We start from the raw sequence: 20,922 nt of genomic DNA on the forward strand, positions 1-20,922 counted from the left end.
TGTAAGTTCTGTTGAGGCGTTTATAGTGGACATGGCGCTTTTTTGAATTGTGGCGGAGCGAAAAGCAGGCTGGGTTCAAGGAGCCCAATATACCCGGCAGGGCGGACGTTCCTGGCGCAGGGCGAGCCGGACAGGCAACTCTGCGACAGGGCCGGGCCGCAGCGCCTGCTGAAGCAGTTCCCGCTTGGCGACGCCGGTGATGTGCAATACCAAGTGGCGACAATCAGTCAAAGTTGCTGCAGTCAGGCTCAGGCGGGGCACCGGCACATTGGGCTCCGATGGTGCGGGTACTGCAACGCAGGGCAGCATATCGCCCCCGTCCTGCAGCCCCTCTTGGGTTCCGCTAAAAAGAGAGGCCGTATGGCCATCGATGCCCATGCCGAGGATTACCACATCGAAGGGCCGCGCCATGCACGCCAGGCGTTGGGCGACCGCCGGCACCGCCGCCGCCGCTGTCGCCGAGCCGTCAAAGAGCGGGACGAAATGGGCTTCGGCAGCGGCGTTGCGGAGCAGGTTGCTGCGGATGCCGGCTTCATTGCTGTGCTGGTCGGAAGACGGCAACCAACGTTCGTCCGCCAAGGTCAGGCTGACCTGAGCCCACGGCAGAGGCCGCTGGGACAAGCGCTCAAAAAAGCCCTTAGGCGTGTTGCCGCCTGAAACCACCATGCTGGCTTTGCCGCGAAGCGCAATCGCCTCGGCGAGTTTGTCGGCGACAAACCCTGCGAGGGCCTCATCCAGATCCGCTTGCGTGGCATAGTCGTTTCGCAGGATCTCACTCATCAGATTTCCTCGTGCCATTGAAGGCCGCTGCTAGCCATCAAGCTATTGGATGCCGCCGGTCCCCAGGTGCCGGCGGTATAGTTCCGCGGCCTTTCCTGGGAAGCCTGCCAGCCTGCCATGATGGATTCCACCCAGCTCCACGCAGCCTCCTGCTCATCACGGCGGACGAACAAGGTGAGGTTGGCCCGCATCACGTCGATCAGCAACCGTTCGTAGGCTTCCAGACGGCGGGTGCGAAACGTTTCAGAGAAATCCAGGTTGAGTTGCACCGGCCGCAACTGCACCTCTTCACCGGGTTGTTTCGCCAGCAAATGCAGTTCGACAGTTTCCTCGGGCTGCATGCGGATCACCATGCGATTGGTAAATGCGCCAACCGGAGAGTTGAAAATGGTATGCGGCGGTTCGCGAAAATTGACGACAATTTCTGCCAGCTTTTCCTGCATGCGTTTGCCGGTGCGTAGAAAAAATGGCACGCCGGCCCAGCGCCAGGTATCGATTTCAGCCTTGATGGAAACGAAGGTTTCCGTGTCGCTATCGTTGGGGACATCATCTTCTTCGAGATAGCCACGGACCGGCTTGCCCGCGATCGCGCCGGCACGATACTGGCCGCGCACGGTCTTTGCCGCGACGTCATGCCCTTTGATGGGGCGCAGTGCTCGTAGGATCTTCAGTTTTTCATCCCGCACCACGTCAGGCGCAATCGACGCTGGAGGTTCCATGGCAACGATGCACAGCAATTGCAGTAAATGGTTCTGCAACATGTCCCTGAGTGCGCCGGTACCATCGTAAAACTCCCCGCGAGACTCGACACCTAGCTGTTCCGCGACGGTGATCTGGACATCACGCACGCAATCCCGTCGCCACAATGGTTCGAATAAAGCATTGCCAAACCGTAAAGCAAGCAAGTTTTGCACGGGTTCCTTGCCAAGGTAGTGGTCAATGCGATAGATCTGCGTTTCATGGAAGAATTGCCCCACCTGGTCATTGATCTGGCGCGACGATTCCAGATCATGGCCCAGCGGCTTTTCCAGAACTACCCGCGACTGCGGGCTGATCAATCCTGTTTCGCTCAGATTCCTGCAGATATCGGCGAACAGGGCAGCCGAGGTCGACAAATAAAATACCCGGTCACGATCATTGCGGCTGCCGAGGCATTCGGCCAGCGATGCATAAGACGTCAGCTTGCGGGCATCAATCGTGCAATAGTAGAGTTGGGCGGTAAATCCTTCCCACTTGGATTCCGAAAAATTTTTGCCCAGATGGCCTTCGCACTGCTGTCGCGCGCTGGCCTGGTAAGCAGCGCGGTCCAACTCCTCGCGGGCGACTCCGACAATGCGTGCGCCGGATGCCAGCAGGCCATCGCAATACAAGTGGTAGAGCGCCGGCAGCAACTTGCGCATGGCAAGGTCGCCGGTGCCACCGAAAATAACCAGATCGACTTCCATTGGCTTATGCATTCTGTTCATTCTTCCCATCGCAGTGCGAGTTGGCACGTTCGATTGTGGCTGCCCCTGGTCCCCGCGCATTTCCCAGAGCTGCCGCCTGGACAGCGAGCGACTGGATCGCCAGCCACTCGCCTCGGGCCACCAGCGCCGGCGGCACCAGCCAGGAACCGCCGACACAAGCGACGTTTTTCAGCGCCAGGAACTGCGCCGCATTCTCCGGATTGACACCACCCGTGGGGCAGAACACCACGTCCGGAAAAGGCCCGGCCATGGCATTGAGCATCTCGATGCCGCCTGCCTGCTGGGCCGGAAACAGCTTCAATGCCGCGTAACCCGCCTCCCGTGCCGCAATCACGTCCGAGGGCGTCATTACGCCCGGCAGAAAGGGCAGGCCGCTGCCAGCGGCCGCGCAAAGCAGCGACGGCGTATGACCAGGCGACACACCGAACATCGCACCGGCCTTGAGCACGGCGTCGATATCGCCGGCCCTGGTAATCGTCCCGGCCCCCACAATCGCCTGCGGCACTTCATTACAGATGCCACGAATGACATCCAGTGCCTGCGGAGTGCGCAGGGTCACCTCGAGCACCCGGATACCGCCATTGACCAGGGCGCGGGCGAGCGCCACACCGGCGGTGACGTCATTGGCCACGATTACCGGCATCACCGGACTGGCGGCAAGAATTTCCTTTATGTTCATGTTGCGCTCCTTAAGCCGCGGGAGCGGTCAACGCCCCCAAAAAAGTGATTGCGCCCTGTTCGGCACTGGTTGCGTTTTCTCGGGCCGTGGCGAAGAGTTCACGACCGCAGCCAAAGCCATTCATGGAAAGGTCTGTTTCCGGCATCGGGCGCCGAGCCAGCTCATCGCCCGGCGTGATCGCCTGCAGAATGCCGGCCTCGGAATCAAGGCGGATCACATCGCCATCGCGCACCCGCGCCAGGAAGCCGCCGGCCCGACATTCCGGTGTGACATGGATGGCGGCAGGCACCTTGCCGGATGCGCCGGACATGCGGCCGTCGGTCACCAGGGCCACCTTGTAACCCTGTTCCTGCAGCAGGCCCAAGGCCGGCGTCAGCTTGTGCAGTTCCGGCATGCCATTGGCGCGCGGACCTTGAAAGCGCAGCACGGCGACGAAGTCGCGGTTCAATTCCCCGCGTTCGAACGCCTCCAGCACCGCCTCCTGGCTATCGAAAACCAGGGCAGGCGCCTCCACCACCCGATGCTGCGGTTTCACCGATGACACCTTGATGATTGCCCGGCCCAGATTTCCGGTAAGCAGTTTCAGGCCACCGTCCGCCACAAATGCATCGGCACAGGGTCGAAGCACTTCCGGATCGCCGCTTTCGCCGGGCGCTTCGCGCCATGACAACTGGCCGTTGTCCAGGAAAGGCTCCTGGCTGTAATGGCCCAATCCGGGGCCAGCCACGGTACGCACATCGGCATGCAGCAGGCCGTTTGCCAACAGTTCGCGGATCAGGAATCCCATCCCGCCCGCCGCATGAAAATGGTTCACGTCCGCACTGCCATTCGGGTAGATCCGTGCCAGGCTCGGCACGACCGATGAGAGATCGGAAAAATCGCTCCAGTCGATCACGATACCGGCGGCGCGGGCAATCGCCACCAGATGGATGGTATGGTTGGTCGATCCACCTGTCGCCAGCAGACCGACGATGCCGTTGACGATCGCCTTTTCATCAATCACTTCCGCGATAGGGGTGAATTCCTTGCTGCCGAACGTCAACCGGGCTACCCGCTGGGCCGCTGCCGCCGTCAACGCATCGCGCAGGGGCGTATCGGGCGTCACGAAAGCAGCACCGGGCAAATGCAGCCCCATGATCTCCATCAGCATCTGGTTGCTGTTGGCGGTGCCATAGAAAGTGCAGGTGCCGGGGCCGTGGTAAGCCTTGAGTTCGGCCTCGAGCAAGGCGGCACGATCAAGCTTGCCCTGCGCGTGAAGCTGGCGAATTTTTGCCTTCTCGTCATTGGACAGGCCCGAGGTCATGGGCCCGGCCGGAATAAAAATCGCGGGCAAATGCCCGAACTGCAGCGCGCCGATCAGCAGGCCCGGGACAATCTTGTCGCACACTCCCATGTACAGGGCGGCATCAAAGACGCCGTGGGACAGGGCCACGGCGGTCGCCATGGCAATCACATCGCGGCTGAACAAGGACAACTCCATCCCTGGCTGGCCCTGGGTAACGCCATCGCACATCGCCGGAACGCCGCCGGCAAACTGCGCCACCGCTCCCGCCTGCCGCGCCGCTTCTTTGATAATCTGTGGAAAGCGCTGGTAAGGCTGATGGGCCGACAGCATGTCGTTGTAGGATGACACAATCGCCAGGTTGGGCGGACGCTCTTCCCGCAGGCGGATTTTGTCGGCACGTTCGACCGCCGCAATCGCGTGCGCGAAATTCGTGCACGAGACATGCTGACGCGCTGCCGTGTACTTTGCAGCATGCCGCACCTGTTGCAGATATTGCTCCCGCAAGAGGGAACTTCGTTCTTGTATGCGTCGCGTCACCGCGGCAATTTTTTCATTCAACATATTCTTCTCCTTAATCTTGACGGCTTGCTTCGGCACTCCAGCCGGACAGCGGCGCGGCGTGCAGGGTGGGAGTCACGGTGGCCTGCAAGCGTGCAATTGCCGCAGCCGCCTGTGCCACACTGGCGGCGCTGCCGTGAATTTCGATATCGAGCGCCAACTCCCTCGACTGGCCGGCATCGAGCGCGGCAACGCGACCATGGCGCGCTTCGAAGGAACGCGGATTTGGAAAATTGATCCCGGGCTCCAGGCCAACCACGTAGCCATCGGCCATGGCTGCGGTATTTTTCCAGAGGGTAAAGCATGGCAATTGGCTGCGGCTGAAGTGCAGGCTGACGCCCCGCTCAGCGCTGGCATTGTGAAGCAGCACCTGGGTCTGCCCTTGCTCATCGGCCAGCAGATCGAGAAAATAAACCTGCTCCTGGAATTGCGCATCGGGCGCTTCAATGCTATCCCACTGTTCGACACTGGCGGCGGCATGGGACGTGCGCGGCACCAGGGTGCGTACCGGCGCATGAATGCGCGAGCCGGCGTCGAGCAAGGGCGCGCCGAAGTTGATGTGGTACAGCATCTGGCCGCTTCCCTGCCTGGCCGACAGGTTTGTTATCCGGTCCCGCACCCGGATCGTGTTGCTGTGCGCCGCGCTGGACGTCGTCGATTGCAAACGCAGCTTCTGCGCATGGAGACGACTCTCATCGACTTCCGCGCTGACGGCGATCTCGCCAGTCTGCGCATCGATTTGCGCATCCACGCACCGGGCAGGCAAGTTGGCGATCCTGCCGTGCAGCGGATAGCGCAGGATGCCGCGCGCATCGAATTCTGGCGCGCCATTGCTCTCCAGGCCGCAACGGCACAGCAGCTCGTCGAAACCATCGAGCCAGCCGAGGCCGTCCGGTTCAGCGAGCGGCACGAAACGGGGATTCACGGGCCCGCGGATCGGCGCCTGCCAGCCGATTTCGAAGCCATCCAGCCAGGCCTTCCAGATCCCCATGCCGCGTTGTGGCAACAGCCACAGCCTGAGCCTGCCATTGTGCACTTCACAGACCTCGACGCCATCCCGCAGGCCGCCCTCCAGTTTCATAAAGCGCACGAATGGTGCGGCCGGCGCGCAGGACGAGGCGTTTGCACTCAGAGACACGGCAGGTAAAGTATCGAAAGACGTGCTCATGAATGCGTCGGCTCGGGATTGTCAAACCGCTTGATCCGGGCAATCAGGGCAGTAGTCGACGCGTCATGGACGACCGGCGCGGCGCCCGCCAGTTCCGCGAAAATATCCGTACTCAACTGCTTGCCGAGTTCCACACCGCACTGGTCGAAGGAATTGATGTCCCAGATCACGCCCTGCACAAACACCTTGTGTTCGTAAAGTGCGATCAGGGCGCCCAGGGTTCGCGGCGTCAAGGTATCCAGCAGCAAGGTCGTCGACGGGATATTGCCCGGGAAAGTGCGGTGTCGCGCCAGGTACTCGCTACGCTCGAGACTTAACCCCGCCGTCCGCAATTCCCGATACGTTTGCGCGGTGCTACGCCCCAGCATCAATGCCTCCGCCTGGGCCAGCATGTTGGCATGAACCACCCACTGGTGTTCGGTTATGCTGCCTGGACTATGCATGACGCCGATAAAGTCGACCGGGATCCAGTGCGTGCCCTGATGCAGCAGCTGAAAGTACGCATGCTGCCCATTGATGCCAAGGCCACCCCAGATCAATGGTCCGGTGCCATAGCCAAGCTCGTTACCCCGGATATCCACACGCTTGCCATTGCTTTCCATGTCAAGCTGCTGCACATACGGGACGACTTCACCCAGCCGCGCGTCATAGGGCGCGATCATGTGGCTGGGCGCATGATGAAAGTTGCGATACCAGATCCCCAGCAGCGCCAGCAGGACCGGCATATTTTCTTCCAGGGCGGCATGGCGAAAATGCTGATCCATTGCGCGCGCGCCGTCGAGCAGGAGCTCGAACTGGTCGGCGCCGATCGCCAGCATGATTGGCAGGCCGATCGCCGACCACAGGGAATAGCGCCCGCCCACCCAGTTCCAGAAAACAAAGGTGCGCTCTTCGGCGAATCCCAGGGCTGCCGCGGCGGCCGGGTTGGCGGTGACGGCGACGCACTGCGCCATGGCGTCACGTTCGCTGCCCAGAAATTCGCTCAACCATTGCTTTACCGTGTGGAAGTTAGTCAGCGACTCCTGCGTCGTAAACGTCTTGGACGATACGATCACCAGGGTTTCCTCCGCACAGAGTTTTTCCAGGATGCGATGCACCGCATTGGAGTCCGGATTGGATAGAAAATGCAGGCGCGGACCGGTCACCGGCAGCGCTTGCGTCACCATCTTGGGGCCAAGATCCGATCCGCCGATGCCGATGTTGATCACATCGCGAATCATGCCCTTGCCGGCAACGCCAGGCACACCGTTACGCACGGCTTCACTGAATGCCGCCATCCTGTTCTTTTCCCTGACGACCGCTGCGGCGACATCCACGCCCATGACCGACAAGGCTTCCTTGCTGCGCAGGGCGGTATGGAGTACGGACCTGCCCTCGGTGCGATTGATGGGCGCACCGCTGAACATGGCGTCCCGGCGCGCCTCGACGCCTCGCTCGCGCGCCAGTTGCACAAGAAGTTCGCGCGTCGTGTCGTTAATGCGATTTTTTGAGTAGTCGCAGAAAATGCCCGCCACATCAAGGCTGAAGCGTTTGCTGCGCCCGGGATCGGTGACGAACAAGTCGCGCATGTGCGTGGCATGCGTTTCGTTGAAGTGCGCCTGCAAGCTTACCCAGGCATCGGTTTTATCGAGTGTTTTCATCGCGCAAAATATCCTTGAAATTCAACAAACTTTAAAATCGGGAAATTTTTCAATTCCCCGTGCGGCTTACCACCACGTCTCGGCAGTGATGCCGATCACCGAACCCTTGTTGGCATTGCCGAACACGCCGCTGGCCGACAACGGGTCGCCCGCCGCAGCCGCGGTGCGGGCCGCGTTGTTCCAGTTTGCGCGCGTATAGAACACCCGAAGCTCCGGCCGGGCGTAATAGCCAGGGCCACGCGACAGCGCTGCCGCGAGCGTGAACTTCGTCAGCCGGCGCGTTTCGCCGCCTTGCGGCGTCACGCGGTCTTGCCCGAGATCGGCCAGCAGCTTGATGTGATTAGTCAAGCCATAAGAGACACGCCCTCCCAGGCTCGTCCAGACTGCGGATTTCGCGGGGTCGTTGGCGGTATCTTTCTGGTAGACGGCGATCAATTGCCCGCCAAGTTTTTCATTGATTTGCGCGTACAGGCCGTCGACAATCCGGAAACGGCGCACATCGCTGCCATTGGACGTATCGCCGGTGCCGCCGTTGGCGACGCCAGCGCCAGTGCCGTACTGCACTGCCAGCTTGTTTTCACCCTCCAGAAACAATCCGGTCTGGCGATGCTGCACGGTCAGCATGGAGCCGCCGTGGCGATTCGGCAGATTGCTATCCTTGGCGATCAGCGCAAGCCCGAATTCCAGGGTGCCGCCGCGATTGACTTTCAAGCCGCGCAACTGGAAGTCATGGCGCGTGGATGAATCGCCGTTCTGCATAGTCGGCATCGTTTGCCTGTCATCGCGCAAGAGCGCATAGCTGAACTTCAGGTCGCCGACCGGCAAATCTTCCAGGCCGACGCCGAATCCGGACGGATTCCAGTAAAAGAAATCGGTGATATGGACGTCTTCGCGCTTGTAATAGCGGCGCCCCATCCAGGCGGTTGCGCCGCCAAGTTCCGGTATCTTGTCTGCCGTCAGATACACTTGCGGGAGGTCGACTTCGCCGCCGCCTTTGGTCAGGCTCGGCGAATTGGCGGTGGCGTTGCTCAGGCCGAGCATGACATGGGCTTTGAAGCCGGGGCCGTTCTCGACCTTGGCGATATCCTGGCCTAACAGCAGCTCGCCATAGATGCCGCATTCGTTACCGAGGCGATATTTCGAGCCCGCGCCTGCCAGGCCGAAACAGGTCTGGGCGCCGCCGGCGGAATTTGAGCCGCCATTGGCGCGAAAATACCCGTTGAAATCCAGGGCCAAACCACTTTGGCCGACTGCCATGACGGCGGCGGCCAGTCCAATTTGTTTCAGATAATGCTTCTTCATACAGTCTCCTTGAATTTTTGTCATTGGACGGCTATCCTGTGTAGCGATCCTGTTTTTTTGTACGTCGATGCGACTTGAACAGCGGCCGATGCCGTTTTTCATGTTCCTTTGGGGACGCTGCCGAATTTCGGAAAAAAAGCGCCCTCTCCTTCCCGTCGTAGCGGGAAAGCTTCCTTCACCAATCATCGTTTTGTCTCGGAGTGGTTTCCCGGCTTACAGGAAAAATGTCCCCCTCCCGACCAAACGGGATCAATCTTTATCTGCGCATCGCTGTGCTGTTTTACCTGACTTTCGCTCCCTCTCCTTTTTCAATGATTGGCCAAAGAAGCCAGCTGACAAACCTGTATTGACGATGCGCTTGCGCCTTGCTTTCTCTGATTCAGCAGTAATGCGACCTCGTCGCGGCACGGCGCGTAGGGCCCGGCCCGGGTTGCCGCCAGGGCTGCGACCGCTGCAATGGTCTGCAGATGGCGGGCCGGCGCGCTACCCGGAAAAAGCAAGAGACTGCTCATCCATCCGGCCATGGCGGCATCGCCGCAGCCGACGGTGTCCGCCACTTCCACGCGGAATGCCGGCTGTTCCCAGACGCTGTCGCCGCGCAGCAGGCTCATGCCCGCCGCTCCCCGCGTCAACAGGATCTCGGCGCCGGGGGCCAGCTGGCGCAATGCCGTGAGCCCCTGTGCCGGTGACAGGCCTGGAAAAAGTCCCTCCAGGTCTTCGTCGGATACCTTGATGTAGCTCGCAATGGAAGCGAGCAGCCGGAATGTTTCCTGATACTGGGCGGTGTCCATGTGCTGCCGCATGTTGGGGTCAAAGGCGATGCGCTTGCCGGCGCGATGCGCCGCGATGGCCTGTTCCACCAGCCGTGCGGCCAAAGGCTGCCGCGCCAGGCTCAAGCTGCCGACATGGATCACTTCCGCCGCCCGCAGCCAGCCCTCGGGCAGCAGGGCCGGGTCGAACTGGAGGTCGGCGCTGTTTTCGCCAATGAAAAAATAGCTCGGCGGATTTTTTGACGTCACCATGGCCAGAAAAGGCAGCGCATCGACGCGTTGCAGGAAGCGGCGGTCCAGCCCGGCTTCGTTTCCCATGCGTTCAAGGTCGTCGCCGAACATGTCCATGCTGACCGCGCCGGCAAAGCCGGTCGGCACGCCCAGGCGGGCGCCGACCCGCGCCACATTCCAGCAAGAGCCGCCGGGCATCGCGCGCCAGGAGCCATCGTCCTGGCGTATCATGTCTGTCAAGGCTTCGCCAAAGACCACGTAACGCGGAAAAGGGATCGTCGCCATGATCTCAGTTCACCTGGCTTTGATGACGCCAGCGGTCCAGCATGACGGCGAGAACGATGACCACGCCCTTGGCGACATACTGCCAGAAGGACGACAGGCCCAGGATGGTGAGGCCATTGTTCATCAGGCCGATGATCAGGGCGCCGATCACCGTGCCCCAGATCGAACCCACGCCGCCCATCAGGCTGGTCCCGCCCAGCACGACGGCGGCGATGGCGTCGAGTTCATAACCGCTGCCCCAGTTGCCGTTGGCGCCGTACAGCCGGCTCGCCGACATCGCGCCGGCCACTCCCGAGCACAGGCCGCTGAATGCATACACGAATGCCAGCACCAGCGAGACCTTGATGCCCGTCAGCCGGGCTGCCTGCAGGTTGCCGCCGACGGCATAGATATGCATGCCAAGCACGGTGCGCCGCAAGATAAACCAGGACAACAGCACCAGGGCGGCGGCGACCCATACCAGGTAGGGCAAGCCGAGCAACTCCGCGTTGCCGATCCAGGCGAAACTGGGAATGTCGCGATTCAGGATCGTGGTGCCATCGGCGAAGAGGAAGGCTGCGCCGCGCAGGGCCGTCATGGTGCCCAGGGTGACCACGAAGGGATTGATCTTGAATCCGGCAACCAGCACGCCGTTGAGCAAGCCCATCACCAGGCCGGAGAGCAGGAACGCCGGCAGGGATAGCCAGGCCAGTTCCGGCGATAGTGAAGTCAGCATCCCGAGCACCGCCGACACGGCCAGCATCGAGCCCACCGACAAGTCGATGCCGCAGGTGAGGATCACGAAGGTCATGCCGGTCGCCAGCACCAGGTTGATCGAGGTCTGGCGCAGGATATTCATGGTGTTGGCGGTCGTCGCAAAGTTCGACACGCCGTCTTCCGAGAAATAGCCTGTCAGGAAGTAGAACGCGAGATACAGCGCAATCAAGACGGGCAGCATGCCCATGGCGCCGAATGCTTTGCGAATGGTTTTGCCCATATTGCTGTGCATGATGCTTTCCTTCTCTATCTGCGGCATGAGTTGCCCAGGCGACGTTGCTGTCATAACTGTTTTGGTGGTGTTGCCGTGCATGATGCTTTCCTTATGCTGCCTTGGCATAGGTTGCCAAAGCCATGATGTTTTCCTGGGTAATGCGGTCGCCGCCGAGTTCGCCCATGAGCGATCCTTCGCGCATGACGAGGACGCGGTCGCAGATGCCTATGATTTCGGGTAACTCGCTGGAGATGCAGATCACCGCCACGCCGGCATCGGCCAGTTCGTGGATGATTTTGTAGATTTCCTGCTTGGCGCCGATGTCGACGCCGCGCGTCGGCTCGTCGAGAATCAGCACCCTGGGATTGATTTCCAGCCAGCGGGCAAACAGCAGCTTCTGCTGGTTCCCGCCGGACATGCCGCCGATGATCCCCCTGGGTCCGGCGCCCTTCACCGCCAGGCGCTTGATGGCGCTTTCGGTGATCCGCATCAGTTCGGCCTGTTTCAATACACACCAGCGGGAATGCCGGCGCAGCACATTCATCGTGATATTGACCAGTGAAGGCAATTGCAGGAACAAGCCCTGCCCCTTGCGGTCTTCCGGCACGTAGCCGATGCCCTGGCGTATCGCGTCGGCCGGATGGCGGATCGATACCACCTTGCCGTCGAGCTCGATGCTGCCGCCGGCGCTTTTGTCGGCGCCGAAGATCAGGCGCGCCAGCTCGGTGCGGCCAGCCCCGACGAGGCCCGCCAGGCCGACGATTTCCCCGGCGCGGACCGTCATCGACAGGGGCGCCACCCTGCCGCCGTGCAAGGCATTGACTTTCAGGCGCACCGGTCCCGGCTGGCGCGACGAGGCGTGTTCGTAAAACGCGCCCAGTTCGCGGCCCACCATCATCTTGACGACGGCATCCGGCGTTGCCTCTTGCCGGTCCAGTTCACCGATGAAAGTGCCGTCGCGCAGCACGCTCACCCGGTCCGCAAGCATGCGCACCTCGGCCATGCGATGGCTGATATAGATGATGGCGATGCCGTCGTCGCGCAGGCGCCGCATCACCTCGAACAGGCGCTCCGTTTCACGATCCGACAACGCCGCCGTCGGCTCATCCATGATCAGGACGCGGCTCTTGTGAATCAGCGCGCGGGCGATTTCCACCTGCTGCTGATCGGCGATGGAAAGCTCGCTGGCCAGCGTGTCCGGGGCAAAGCGCGCGCCCAGCATTTCCAGCACTTCTTCCGTGCGGCGATGCATCTGGTCGAGGTTGACCATGCCCAGGTGGTTGCGCGGCTCCGCCCCCATGAAGATGTTTTCCGCCACGCTCAGGTTGGGCGCCACCGACAGTTCCTGGTAAATCAGGTTGATGCCCAGACCGCGTGCAGTTGCCGGATCGGCGATGCGCACCTTTTCCCCGGCAACCCGGATCTCGCCTTCGTCAGGCTGGTATACGCCGGCAAGGATTTTCATCAGCGTGCTTTTGCCGGCGCCGTTCTCGCCCATCAAGGCGTGGATTTCGCCGCCAAACACGCGCAGCTTCACGCCATTCAGCACCCTGACGGCGCCAAAACTCTTTTTGATGCCCGACACTTCGAGCACCGCCTGCTGCATTGGAGATTCCATAGGTCCTCCGACCATGACAAAGATGTACCCAACAAGGCGGTGACGATGCATCCGTCACCGCGACGAACTCGCCTGGCGGCGCGTTCAGTTCATCGTCCAGCCCTTGTAGGTTGCAACATTGTCCTTGGTGATGGCCGGCGTCGGGATCAGCACCTTGGCGGTTTCCGGGCGTTTGCCATTCATGATGCCGTAACCGATTTCCACCGCCATGGAAGCCATCTTGTAGGGATTCTGGGCAGTGGAAACGGCAAACAGGCTGTCTTTGGCCTTGATCGCCGCCTCGGCATCGGGCGCGCCATCGACGGAGGCAATCAGGGCGATATCCTTGCGCCCGGCCTGCCTGATGGCCAGTTCGGCGCCGATCGCGGAGGGATCGTTGATCGCAAAAACGGCATTGATCTTCGGGTAGGAAGTCAGCAGGTTCGCCATGACTTCCATGCCGCCGTCGCGGCTTCCCTTGGCGTCCTGATTGTCAGACAGGACTTTGATGCCGGTACCGGCGAATACCTTCTTGCAGCCAGCGACGCGGTCGAGCACCGCCGTGACCGGCGGGCCGTTGACGATCACGACATTGCCCTTGCCGCCCAGGCGGTTGGCGATCACCTTGCAGGATTCGGCGCCGGCCATGACGTTATCGGACATGACCGTCGCATCTGCGCCCTCGGCGTCGACGTCGACGGCCACCACCACGATGCCGGCGTCTCTTGCTTTTTTCAGAGCCGGACCAACGCCCCTGGGATCGGAAGCATTGAGGATGATGATGTCGACTTTGCTGGCGATGAAATTCTCGATCTGGCCGACCTGGGTATTGAGATCATATTTGTTCGAAACGGTCGTGACCTTGACGCCGGCGCCACCGATTTTTTTTGCCGTGTCCGCAGCTCCCTTGCTAATTGCAACAAAGTAAGGATTTGCAAGATCACTGACGGAAATGCCGATCGCCTTCAAGGGCTTGGCAGCAAGGGCTGCGCCTGACGAACCCAATACCAGCGCGGCGATGCATGAATGCAAAGCATATTTTTTCATTGAAACGTCTCCAAAAGATTTTTATTGAATTGGCAAGCATGTGTACTTACTCATTTGCCCCAGCATGAAATACCAAAGGCATAAGCTGTAATTTACACGTGTCTAATTTGGCGTGTCAACAGGTATTTTCTGCTTTTAAAATAAAAAATCGGTTACTGAAAAGATATTTTTACAATGCGTAAAACAATGTTCAAATCCGCATGATTCCGAAGGAAAATGGCTTTTTAACACTTTTTGTTGTTAAGAAAGCGCGCTATTCGATTAGTTTGCTATGATGACGAATGAAGAAACTATAGATTGTCACACGTGACGAATTACTGCCATGAAGTACGGCACGGATGTTGATTACTCACCACCAAAAACATTACACGCGTAAAGTTTATTTATGAAAAATAGTAGCAATGCGAGTCGGAAATCTTCTCCAGGTTCGCAGATCGACTCAATAGACTTGCGCAAGTCAGGCATGGCAACCATGCATGATGTGGCGGACTTCGCGAAAGTTTCGCGAGCGACCGTATCCAAGTATTTCAATGGCAGCAGCAGCCTCAGGCCGGACACGCGTGCGCGCATCGAACACGCGTGTCGAGTGCTCGCCTATGTACCGGACCCGCACGCGGTCAGTCTCGTCAAGGGGAAATCGAATCTGATCGGCGTTATTCTTCCCGTCATCAGCGAACCGTTTTTCGCAGAGGCGCTGCGGGTCATCGAAGCAGAGGCGACTGCCATTGGCATGGATCTCGTCATTCAATGTTCATACAACAGCCCGGCAGGCGAAGCATCCGCCTTGCGCGCATTGCGCTCGATGAAAGTCGCCGGCGTCGTGCTCACCGCGGTCGCGGCGCCCGATAATATAGATTTACTGCGACGCTTGGAGAAAGAGATTCCCATCGTCTATCTGGATAGTTACGTGCATGCCGACTGCAACTACGTCATGAACGATAACCGGCAAAGCACGTCGCTACTGACGCGCTATCTGATAAGCCACGGCCACAAACCGGCTTTCCTTGGCGCGCCCCCAGTTGCGAGCCCCTCACCACAGGAACGTCTATCCGGCTACCTCGAAGTCATGCGGGAAGCGAACCTGCCGCCTTGCGTCATTGCGCCCGAAGAAACCATCAAGTCATGGGATTTCGAAAAGTATGCATTGCAACAAGTGCTCAACTGGCTCGGCCGTGGTACCTGGAAAGCCGACGGCATTACGGCGCTGGTCTGCGGTACTGACCGCTTGGCCATCGGCGCAATGACGGCGCTCCGGAGATTCGGCCTGATACCGGGCAAGGATTTGGCAATTGTAGGTCATGATGATTTGCCTATTTGCGAATACCTCTACCCTCCCCTGACGACTTTCAAACAAGATATCGCTTCGATTGGCCGCGCCGCTATTGAATGCCTACACCATCAAATCAATGCCACCGAAATCCTGCCGCTATACCAGCGAAAAATCACAGGAAACCTCATTATTCGCGATTCGGCTTGAGCGACAAGCGCTCGAATTGCCCTCTGGCCCGAACCAGGTCTGGTCTATGGATTTTGTCAGCGATGCGCTGGCCAATGGCCGGCGCATCAAAGTGCCGACCATCGTCGATGACTACAGCAAGGAGGCTATCGATCTGGCGGTGGATTTCGGCATTGCAGGACACCACGTGACGCGTGTGCTCGATCAAGCGGCCCGATTTCGGGGCTAAGCGCCTGAGGGCACCAATTAGTAACGCGCGAGCCAGTGCGCGTAAGGTGTGGGCAAGGTCCACGATGCGCGCTCGACGCCCAGTTCCCTGGCGGCGGAATAAGCCCAGTGCGGATTAGCCAGATGCGCTTTGCCCACCATGACCACATCGAGCTGCTGCGCTTTTACTACTTGCTCGGCGATTGCCGGCGTACCGAAGCCCCAGGCAGACGACACTGGCACGTCCGCTTCCCGGCGCACCCGCTCGGTCACTGGCCCCATGAAGGCCGGCCCCCAAGGAATCGATGTCCCGGGAATCGTGAAGCCTACGCTGACGCTGATCATGTCCATGCCAGCCGCCTTGAATTGGCGTACCAGGCCGATCGACTCGAGCAGCGTTTGCTCATCGCGGCCGTCGTATTCGATCACGCCAAAGCGCACCGTCAGCGGCAGGTTTTCCGGCCACACTTCACGTACTGCCTTCAACGTCTCCAACAGGAAACGGCCTCGGTTCTCAACACTACCGCCATAGATGTCGTCACGCTGGTTCGAATGCGCGGAAAAGAAACTCTGTGCCAGATAGCCGTGCGCAAAATGCAATTCAAGCCATTCGAAACCGACCTCGCGTGCACGCACGGCTGCGTCGACGAAGTTTTGACGCACGCGGGCGATATCGTCCAGTGTCATCGCCTGAGGCTGCTTCGGCAGACCTGCACCGAATGCTATCGCCGAAGGAGCGATGGTCTGCCAGCCGCGCGCATCGCCTGCGGCGATATGGTCGTCGCCTTCCCATGGCAAATTGGCACTAGCCTTGCGTCCAGCATGGCCGATCTGGATACCTGGCACCGAACCAGCCGCCTTAATCGCCTGCACCACCGGCACGAACGCCTGCGCCAGATCGTCGGACCAGATTCCCGCGCAGCCCGGCGTGATACGTCCTTCGGGCGCGACGGCAGTCGCTTCGACGATCACCAGCCCGGCCCCGCCACGCGCCATGCCGGCGTAGTGCGACAGATGCCAGTCACTGATCAAACCATCGACGGCCATGTATTGGCACATCGGTGGCACCGCGATACGGTTGCGCAGCGTAACGTCTTTTAATTTGAAGGGCTGGAATAAAGCGGACATGGAGGCCTTTTGCAAATGGATAAGATTTTGTTCGTTAGTTCGAATATATACGAACAATGGAATGAGTATAACCCAAGGTGTATGATGCTGCTTATGCGCCCCTACAAACATCCTGCTGCCAGCGAGCTGTCCCTCGAACGCGTACTGTACGCCTTGAGCGACTCGATCCGCCTGGACATCGTTCGGCACCTGGCGCGTGTGGAGGCCGCTACCTGCGGCGAACTGGATGGCGGGCGACCAAAGTCCACCGTATCGCATCATTTCAAGGTATTGCGCGAAGCGGGGCTGGTGTTAACCGAAAATACGGGGACCATCCACATGAACAAGCTACGCCGTGCGGACATCGAAAGCCGATTCCCTGGATTGTTGACCGCGATATTGGCGCAGCACGCATCTGCGTAAATAACCGATTCTTGAAGGGCTGCGGCGGCAGCTCAACGCGCGCCAAACACCACTGTGGCATTGTTCTTCGTCGCATCGGTTGCTGCGGCAATCAACTGACGCTGGCCATTTCCCAGGAGATACGTCACCGCATGTCCCGATACCGTCTGGCTTGCCAGCACGCAGGGCGCGGGGCCAAAGGTGATTACGACATTGAACACATTCCTGCCTGAAACACGCGGCGCGATGGTGCCGGTAAAACCACATCCCGCAGAAGCGGCGGTGAAGCTGCCATTGGCGGCGATGTTCAGCGCCACGGGTTCGCCCGTCAACGTGGTCATGTCCCAGGCACCCACAATATCGGCCAGGTTGGCCAAGGAGTTGTACACATAGCTGGTACTGGATGGCACCGTGCCTGCAAAAGTGATTGCCTGGCCGGCGCGGTTGACTACCGCGTTGAAGCTGGTGGCGGGAATAAAGGATGCGCTCAGGGTGCCGGCAAGCGGGATACCGCCGGCAGGAAAATCCTTCAGGTCGGTCGAGCTGAAACTGCCATTGCCGGATTGCCCGCTGCCGGTGATCAAACCCGTTACGGTGAAGACATTATTCAAGCGGTTGCCGTAGATAATGGTGAACTGGTCGTTTTCCAGAACGAGGGTATTGAAGTAGCGTCCGTTGGAGGCGACGCCTTCATAGAGACCCTGGGCGCTGCCGGTCGCCAGCGTGGTGGTGGTGGACGGACCGATGGTAAAGTTCTCGGTGATGGCTGCGCTGTCGCTGCCGCCGCAACCGCTGAACAGGGTTGCCACTGCCATGGCTGCAATGCCGGTGGATTTCCGCTTCATGCCGCACCCCTTTCATGAATTGCCCTGCCGGCGAAACTGCCACTTCCGGCAATTGCATCATATTCCGGGTGAAGACCGCCCGTCTTGCGTCAAACCAGCATTCCGCTACGTTGATGATAATCAAGCCCACTCTGGCAACAGCCCAGCCGTTGCCGGAACTTGCACCCATGGCGATTTTCTAATCTTTCCTGACGGAGGATGGACAAATGAAAATCCAATTCATCGTGATGTTGATTCTAGCAGCATTTTTGATCGGCATATCCCTGATTTCCCTGGTACTGTTGCCAAGCTGAACCGACACAGCATTCTTACTGAGTACATCAAGGTTCGCAGGATTCGCCCAGATAGGCTTCACGCACCTTGGGATTGTGTAGCAATTCATCAGCCGCTCCAGCCATGGTGACCAATCCGGAATCCATGACGTAAGCGCGGTCGGCTGCCTGCAGCGCGAGCCGGGCATTCTGTTCCACCAGCAAGATAGTTACGCCCTGCGCCGAAATGTCGCGCACCACCTGGAAAATCTTTTCCACCATGATCGGCGCCAGGCCCATCGAGGGCTCGTCCAGCAGCAACAGTTGTGGCTGGCTCATCAGCGCACGCGCCATGGCGAGCATTTGCTGCTCGCCGCCGGAAAGCGTGCCGGCCAGTTGCGATGCACGCTCCTTCAGACGCGGAAATATCGCAAACCATTTCTCGATATCGGCGTCGATGCCGGCCTGGTCCTTGCGGGTATAGGCGCCCATCGCCAGGTTTTCACGGATCGTCATGCGGGCAAACACGCCGCGCCCTTCCGGCACCATGACCAGACCTTCGCGCACCAGTTCAAAGGAATGCAGTCCCTTGATCGCGCGGCCGCGGTAGTCGATGTGTCCATCCACGCGGCATTCCGGCAAGGTGCCGGTGATGGCCTTGAGCGTGGTGGTCTTGCCGGCGCCATTGGCGCCGATGAGCGTCACCAGTTCGCCGCGCCTTACCTCCAGTGCAATGCCCTTGACCGCGTGGATGCCGCCGTAGGCGATGTGCAGCTGCTCGATGCGCAGGACGGTTTCGGCTGCGGGCTCGGCCGCCTCGCTTTGCTGCGTTGTTCGTTGCCGCGTGATTCCTTGCTGCCTCATGCGCCAGTCCCTCCCAGGTAGGCTGCGATCACCGCCGGGCTTTTCTGCACTTCGGCCGGGGTGCCTTCGGCGATCGGCTTGCCATAGTCGAGCACGGTGATGCGGTCACATAAGCCCATGACGAGCTTGACGTCATGCTCGATCAAGAGAATGGTCTTGCCGTCGGCCTTGATCTTCAGCAGCAGCTCGCGCAAGCCCAGCTTTTCGGTGGCGTTCATGCCGGCGGCCGGTTCGTCCAGCGCCAGCAATTGCGGGTCGGTCGCCAGCGCGCGGGCGATTTCCAGGCGGCGCTGGTCGCCGTAGGAAAGAAAGCGCGCGGTACGGCTGGCCAGCCGGCCAATGCCGACATAGTCGAGCAACTCTAGCGCGCGCCGGCGGATCGCCGCCTCTTCCTCGCGCGCGGCCTTGTGGCGCAGGATGGCGCCGAGCACGCCCTGGTGGGTGCGCACGTGGCGGCCGACCATGACATTCTCCAGCGCGCTCATTTCGCCGAACAGGCGGATGTTCTGGAAGGTGCGGGCAATGCCGGCGGCCGCCACCTTGTGCGGCGCCGAGGGCGAATACGGCTTGCCGCCCAGGATGAAGCTGCCGGTGTCTGGCTGATACAGGCCGGTAATGACATTGAAGCAGGTGGTCTTGCCGGCGCCGTTGGGGCCGATCAGGCCATACACCTGGCCCTGGCGCACGCGCAGGCTGACATCCGCCAGCGCCTGCAGGCCGCCGAAACGTTTTCCGACGCCGGCGATGTCGAGAATCACGGGGGCTTGCATGCCCTGCGCCATATCCGTCGTCATGCCGCCACCACATCGGTCGATTTGGCGGGTTCATCGATGTCGGCGTCGGGCCGGTCTTCCTGGCGCGGCGCCGGCCACATGCCGGCGGGACGGAACAGCATGATCAGCACCATGGCCAGGCCATAGAGCAGCTGGCGCAGGATTTCGGCTTCGATAATGATCTTGCCGAAAAGGAGCTGCTGCGCCGGCTCCACCACATGCCGCAGAATTTCCGGCAAGGCTGCCAGCAGGATGCCGCCGAGGATCACGCCGGGGATGTGCCCCATGCCGCCCAGTACCACCATCGCCAGCACCGCGATGGATTCCATCAGGGTGAAGGATTCCGGCGAAACGAAGCCCTGGAACGAGGCGAACATGGCGCCGGCGACGCCGCCAAAGGAAGCGCCCATGGCGAAGGCCAGCAGCTTCATGTTGCGGGTATTGATGCCCATCGCCTTGGCAGCGATCTCGTCTTCGCGGATCGCCACCCAGGCGCGACCCAGGCGCGAATGCTGCAGGCGGTAGGAAACAAAGACGATCGCCAGGCACAGGAACAGGAACAGGAAGTAATAGGCGTTCACCGAGGGCATGGCGAAGCCGCCGATGTGCACGGTCGATTGCGAACCGGCTTCACCGGCCAGCGAGACGCCGGCGATGCGGATCGGCTCAATGAGATTGATGCCTTGCGGACCGTTGGTGATGTTGACCGGGCCGCTCAGGTTGGTCATGAAGATGCGGATGATTTCGCCAAAGCCGAGTGTCACCACCGCCAGGTAGTCGCCGCGCAGCTTCAGGGTCGGTGCGCCCAGCAAGGCGCCCAGCAGCCCCGCCAGCAAGGCGCCGAGCGGCACGATCAGCCACACCGAGAGGTGGATGCCGTTTTGCGCGATCTCGGGACCGAAGAAAGACACCAGCGCGGCGCCCAGCGCGGGATACTGGTCGACGAAGGATTGCAGCACCACGGCGAACTGCGGCGAAGCCAGCAGGCCCGTCATGTAGGCGCCCAGGGCGTAGAAGGCAATGTAGCCGAGATCGAGCAGGCCGGCGAAACCGACCACGATGTTCAGCCCCAGCGCCAGCATGATGTAGAGCAACGCGTAATCCATGATGCGCACCCAGGAATTGCCGAACTGGGAAGCGACGAAGGGAAAGGCGATCAGCAATACGGCCAGCACAGCCAGGCTGGCGACGGTCTTGCGCGGATGGAGGCGGTAGTTGAAGTAGAACACCTGGCGCCCC

The 20,922-nt window shown here is 60.4% G+C and carries 18 protein-coding genes and 1 pseudogene; 3 read left to right on the plus strand and 16 right to left on the minus strand.

Features of this window, described 5'->3' with window-relative positions; all coding sequences use genetic code 11:
- Positions 1 to 75: 75 nt before the first annotated feature.
- The 11 genes from pgl to D3878_RS09590 all read right to left on the minus strand — a co-directional run bounded on the left by pgl (position 76) and on the right by D3878_RS09590 (position 13,778).
- Positions 76 to 780 carry a 6-phosphogluconolactonase gene (pgl, locus tag D3878_RS09540; RefSeq protein ID WP_158592226.1) on the minus strand — a complete coding sequence of 235 codons (705 nt, stop codon included), beginning with the start codon at positions 778 to 780 and terminating at the stop codon, positions 76 to 78.
- Entirely contained in the window at positions 780 to 2,237 is a 1,458-nt protein-coding gene (zwf, locus tag D3878_RS09545; protein WP_119785257.1) for a glucose-6-phosphate dehydrogenase, read from the minus strand. The genes pgl and zwf overlap by 1 nt, the downstream gene beginning before the upstream one ends.
- Complete coding sequence (gene eda, locus D3878_RS09550; protein WP_119785258.1) at positions 2,230 to 2,925, minus strand: bifunctional 4-hydroxy-2-oxoglutarate aldolase/2-dehydro-3-deoxy-phosphogluconate aldolase; 696 nt, start codon at positions 2,923 to 2,925, stop codon at positions 2,230 to 2,232. The genes zwf and eda overlap by 8 nt, the downstream gene beginning before the upstream one ends.
- A 10-nt stretch (positions 2,926 to 2,935) precedes the next feature.
- A complete protein-coding gene (gene edd / locus D3878_RS09555; RefSeq protein ID WP_119785259.1) occupies positions 2,936 to 4,771 on the minus strand; it encodes a phosphogluconate dehydratase in 1,836 nt (611 codons plus the stop codon).
- A gap of 10 nt (positions 4,772 to 4,781) precedes the next feature.
- On the minus strand, positions 4,782 to 5,936 hold the full coding sequence (locus tag D3878_RS09560; protein WP_119785260.1) for an aldose 1-epimerase family protein: 1,155 nt from the start codon (positions 5,934 to 5,936) through the stop codon (positions 4,782 to 4,784).
- A complete protein-coding gene (pgi, locus tag D3878_RS09565) occupies positions 5,933 to 7,576 on the minus strand; it encodes a glucose-6-phosphate isomerase (protein ID WP_119785261.1) in 1,644 nt (547 codons plus the stop codon). Before pgi ends, D3878_RS09560 begins: the two co-directional genes overlap by 4 nt.
- A gap of 66 nt (positions 7,577 to 7,642) precedes the next feature.
- Positions 7,643 to 8,878, minus strand: a complete 1,236-nt coding sequence (locus D3878_RS09570) for a maltoporin (RefSeq protein WP_158592227.1) — start codon at positions 8,876 to 8,878, stop codon at positions 7,643 to 7,645.
- 308 nt (positions 8,879 to 9,186) lie between these two features.
- Complete coding sequence (locus D3878_RS09575) at positions 9,187 to 10,164, minus strand: carbohydrate kinase family protein (RefSeq protein ID WP_119785263.1); 978 nt, start codon at positions 10,162 to 10,164, stop codon at positions 9,187 to 9,189.
- A gap of 4 nt (positions 10,165 to 10,168) precedes the next feature.
- A complete protein-coding gene (locus D3878_RS09580; protein ID WP_420799509.1) occupies positions 10,169 to 11,233 on the minus strand; it encodes an ABC transporter permease subunit in 1,065 nt (354 codons plus the stop codon).
- Positions 11,234 to 11,243: 10 nt separating this feature from the next.
- Entirely contained in the window at positions 11,244 to 12,752 is a 1,509-nt protein-coding gene (locus D3878_RS09585; protein WP_233556293.1) for a sugar ABC transporter ATP-binding protein, read from the minus strand.
- A gap of 84 nt (positions 12,753 to 12,836) precedes the next feature.
- Entirely contained in the window at positions 12,837 to 13,778 is a 942-nt protein-coding gene (locus tag D3878_RS09590; RefSeq protein ID WP_119785265.1) for an ABC transporter substrate-binding protein, read from the minus strand.
- A 472-nt stretch (positions 13,779 to 14,250) separates the two neighbouring features.
- Here D3878_RS09590 and D3878_RS09595 point away from each other — a divergent pair, with 472 nt between their 5' ends.
- Together D3878_RS09595 and D3878_RS23765 are read left to right on the plus strand one after the other, a co-directional pair.
- Positions 14,251 to 15,255 (plus strand): LacI family DNA-binding transcriptional regulator, encoded by a 1,005-nt coding sequence (locus D3878_RS09595; RefSeq protein WP_233556469.1) that lies wholly within the window; start codon positions 14,251 to 14,253, stop codon positions 15,253 to 15,255.
- Positions 15,254 to 15,460: pseudogene (locus D3878_RS23765) on the plus strand (DDE-type integrase/transposase/recombinase); the annotation flags it as partial. The gene D3878_RS09595 and the pseudogene D3878_RS23765, both read left to right, overlap by 2 nt.
- A gap of 20 nt (positions 15,461 to 15,480) precedes the next feature.
- Here the strand turns inward: D3878_RS23765 and D3878_RS09605 are convergent.
- A complete protein-coding gene (locus tag D3878_RS09605) occupies positions 15,481 to 16,569 on the minus strand; it encodes an NADH:flavin oxidoreductase/NADH oxidase (RefSeq protein WP_119785268.1) in 1,089 nt (362 codons plus the stop codon).
- Between the two features lie 93 nt (positions 16,570 to 16,662).
- Between D3878_RS09605 and D3878_RS09610 the strand changes: the two genes are divergently transcribed.
- Entirely contained in the window at positions 16,663 to 16,971 is a 309-nt protein-coding gene (locus D3878_RS09610) for an ArsR/SmtB family transcription factor (protein WP_119787803.1), read from the plus strand.
- 32 nt (positions 16,972 to 17,003) lie between these two features.
- Here the strand turns inward: D3878_RS09610 and D3878_RS09615 are convergent, their stop codons facing one another.
- The 4 genes from D3878_RS09615 to D3878_RS09630 form a co-directional block, all read right to left on the minus strand.
- Positions 17,004 to 17,795: a hypothetical protein gene (locus tag D3878_RS09615; RefSeq protein ID WP_119785269.1), complete on the minus strand. Its 792-nt coding sequence runs from the start codon at positions 17,793 to 17,795 to the stop codon at positions 17,004 to 17,006.
- 320 nt (positions 17,796 to 18,115) lie between these two features.
- Positions 18,116 to 18,910: an ABC transporter ATP-binding protein gene (locus D3878_RS09620; RefSeq protein WP_119785270.1), complete on the minus strand. Its 795-nt coding sequence runs from the start codon at positions 18,908 to 18,910 to the stop codon at positions 18,116 to 18,118.
- Complete coding sequence (locus tag D3878_RS09625; protein WP_119787804.1) at positions 18,907 to 19,680, minus strand: ABC transporter ATP-binding protein; 774 nt, start codon at positions 19,678 to 19,680, stop codon at positions 18,907 to 18,909. The genes D3878_RS09620 and D3878_RS09625 overlap by 4 nt, the downstream gene beginning before the upstream one ends.
- Before the next feature lie 20 nt (positions 19,681 to 19,700).
- A complete protein-coding gene (locus D3878_RS09630; RefSeq protein WP_119785271.1) occupies positions 19,701 to 20,912 on the minus strand; it encodes an ABC transporter permease subunit in 1,212 nt (403 codons plus the stop codon).
- Positions 20,913 to 20,922: the final 10 nt, after the last annotated feature.

The organism is Noviherbaspirillum sedimenti (genome assembly GCF_003590835.1).
Lineage (GTDB): Bacteria > Pseudomonadota > Gammaproteobacteria > Burkholderiales > Burkholderiaceae_D > Paucimonas > Paucimonas sedimenti.